Source organism: Acidobacteriota bacterium (assembly GCA_034211275.1).
Classification (GTDB): domain Bacteria; phylum Acidobacteriota; class Thermoanaerobaculia; order Multivoradales; family JAHZIX01; genus JAGQSE01.
The window spans coordinates 1-2,703 of the sequence record JAXHTF010000346.1 but is presented as its reverse complement, the minus strand read 5'-3'; the positions used below and the strand labels follow the sequence as shown (position 1 = coordinate 2,703).

General features: G+C 64.2%; 3 protein-coding genes and 4 tRNA genes. All 7 read left to right on the top strand.

Going from position 1 to position 2,703, the window contains the following annotated elements:
* On the top strand, positions 1–504 hold a 504-nt coding region (gene frr / locus SX243_25815; GenBank protein ID MDY7096402.1), incomplete at its 5' end, for a ribosome recycling factor.
* Positions 505–656: 152 nt separating this feature from the next.
* Positions 657–1,412 (top strand): RNA methyltransferase, encoded by a 756-nt coding sequence (locus SX243_25810; GenBank protein ID MDY7096401.1) that lies wholly within the window; start codon positions 657–659, stop codon positions 1,410–1,412.
* A gap of 139 nt (positions 1,413–1,551) precedes the next feature.
* A tRNA-Thr gene (locus tag SX243_25805) sits at positions 1,552–1,626 on the top strand.
* Between the two features lie 60 nt (positions 1,627–1,686).
* A tRNA-Tyr gene (locus SX243_25800) sits at positions 1,687–1,773 on the top strand.
* 125 nt (positions 1,774–1,898) lie between these two features.
* A tRNA-Gly gene (locus tag SX243_25795) sits at positions 1,899–1,973 on the top strand.
* A 363-nt stretch (positions 1,974–2,336) separates the two neighbouring features.
* A tRNA-Thr gene (locus SX243_25790) sits at positions 2,337–2,411 on the top strand.
* A gap of 84 nt (positions 2,412–2,495) precedes the next feature.
* A partial coding sequence (locus SX243_25785; protein ID MDY7096400.1) for a GTP-binding protein occupies positions 2,496–2,703 on the top strand: 208 nt, incomplete at its 3' end.

Genomic DNA, 2,703 nt, shown 5'->3' with positions numbered 1-2,703 from the left:
CATTTCCACAATGAGCTCAAGCAACTGCGCACCGGGCGCGCTTCGGTGGGCATTCTGGAAGGGGTGATGGTGGACTACTATGGCACACCGACGCCGCTCAATCAGCTGGCCAATCTGACGGTGCCGGATCCGACCCTGATCACCGCCCAGCCTTTCGATCCCTCGCAGATCGGCGCCATCGAGCGTGCCATCCAGCAGAGCAGTCTTGGCCTCAATCCCGCCAATGATGGCAAGATCATTCGCATCCCCGTGCCGAGCCTTACCGAGGAGCGGCGCAAGGAGCTGGTCAAGGTCGCCCACGATATGGCGGAGGCGAGCCGCAACGTCGTCCGCGCCGCTCGCCGCCACGGCAACGACGAGCTCAAGAAGATGGAGAAGGAAAAGGAGATCAGCCAGGACGACGAGCACCGCGGCCACGACGAGATGCAAAAGCTCCACGATCACTACATCGGCGAGATCAACAAGGCTCTGAGCAACAAAGAACACCAGATCATGGAGGTCTGAGGCGGTGCTCCCGGGGGGGCTCGACGAGGCTCCCACGCGACGGGGCTCTCTGGTAACGGGGCCGCCGCGAAACAATGACGGCGGAGGACGCGGGCAGGCTCATCGGGCCTGCCTTCGTCGTTCCAGGTCTCCCTCCACGTCCCGCATTCCTGATGAACGATCATCGCATCTACGGCTATCACCCCGTCCGCGAAGCGCTGCGCCACCGCCCTCACGAGGTCGTGCGGGTGTGGAGCGTGGGCCGGAGCGGCAAGCGCCAGGCGGAGATCCAGGACCTCTGCCGCCGTCATCGGGTCGCGTTCGGGCCGGCGCCGGACTCCCTGAGGGCAGAGCTGGAGAGGAAGCTCGGGGACGCGGTGCACAACGGTCTGGTAGCGGAGCTGCAGCAGGCTCCTGCGGAGGCGGGAAGCCAGCCTGGCGACGGGGCGGACCCTCAGCTGGTGGTGCTGCTGGAGGACGTCCAGGATCCGCGCAACCTCGGGGCGATCTTGAGGGTCTGTGAAGGGGCTGGGGTGGGGAAGGTGCTGATTCGGGACCGCGGCAGCGCGCCGATCTCGCCGTTGGCGGTCAAGACCTCCGCCGGTGCCGCCGAGTGGCTGGCCCTCGAGCGCATCACCAACAGCGGTCAGGAGATCGGCCGGCTAAAAAAGGAAGGCTTCTGGATCTACGGAGCCGACGCCGGAGGCTCCGCCGCGTGGGATCTGGATCTCTCCGGTCCCACCGTTCTGTGCTTTGGTGGTGAGGCCAAAGGGCTTCGGCAACGCACCCGAAAGCTCTGTGACGGGCTAGTTTCCGTGCCCATGCGCGGTCACGTCGAGTCCCTCAATGTGGCCACGGCGGCGGCGGCGATGCTCTATGAGGCAGTTCGTCAGCGACAGAGGTTGCACCGCGAGGGGAAGAGACGCTAAACTCACCGACCTGCCCGGAAGGGCGCTCTGGCCGGGAGTCACACGACGAGTTCGGTGGGGTCGTTCGAGAGAGAGACCCCGAGTGGCGGTTCCGGTGCCGGCAACCGACAACGCTTCAGGCGCGGTGCTGATTCTTCGGGCCGGCATAGCTCAGTGGTAGAGCAACTGTCTTGTAAACAGTAGGTCCGCGGTTCGATCCCGCGTGCCGGCTCCAAAGGCTAGAGCTTCCCGAAGCCGACATCGAGCGGCAGACGGGTTTGAAAGAGAAGATTTCGGAGGCGTACCCGAGTGGCCAAAGGGGGCAGACTGTAAATCTGCTGGGCTATGCCCTACGGTGGTTCGAATCCATCCGCCTCCACCAATTTCTTTGTCGACGGTCTCATTGACAGATCGCTAACTGTTTCCCGCTCTGCGAAGCCCATGGCTGGGTGAGCAGTCGGGACAGGTCGCGCCGGCCGAGGAGGCATCCCGGCGCCGCAATCCACTGCGGGAGTAACTCAGTGGTAGAGTCTCGGCCTTCCAAGCCGTTGGTCGCGGGTTCGATTCCCGTCTCCCGCTCCATCCTCTCTCCACCCTTCAGCTCCTCATGATCCGTCTGAGGCCTCTTCGGTGAGGCCGAGAGGGGTCGGCTCTCAACGGGCTGGCGCGGCGGTGCCGGAAGCGCAGGTGCCGGTTTTCTGGCGAAGGGGGGTTGCAATCAAGGCTGGTTTCTGCCATGATTCTGGCTTCCCGTCGCCGCCCGGTGCGCGCGGCGCGCGGAACCTCGGGTAGAGCCTCGGAGGCGAGGTCTTCAGCACTTCGATCTTCCCGGGGAGGCAGTTTGCGAAGGGTGTTTACATTCATCTGAAGAAGGGGTACGCTCTGCGAGTTTGCCTGCCGGCCTGTTAGCGGGCGGAAAGTCCGCGCGGGGCCGGTGTCCTTCGCGCCCACGTGGCTCAGGGGTAGAGCACTTCCTTGGTAAGGAAGGGGTCACCGGTTCAAATCCGGTCGTGGGCTCCAACATTAGAAAGCTGTCGTTCACCGTTTCGAGAATAGGCAAGTCGCCCTCCCGGGCGCCGGTTTGTAGGAGGCATTTGGAACGCCATGGCTAAGGAAAAGTTCGAGCGGACGAAGCCGCACGTCAATATCGGGACCATCGGTCACGTGGACCATGGGAAGACGACCCTGACGGCGGCCATTACGCGCATTCAGGCGGCCAAGGATATGGCGCAGTTCGCGGCCTTCGACGCCATCGACAAGGCCCCGGAGGAGCGCGAGCGCGGTATCACCATCGCGACGGCGCACGTGGAGT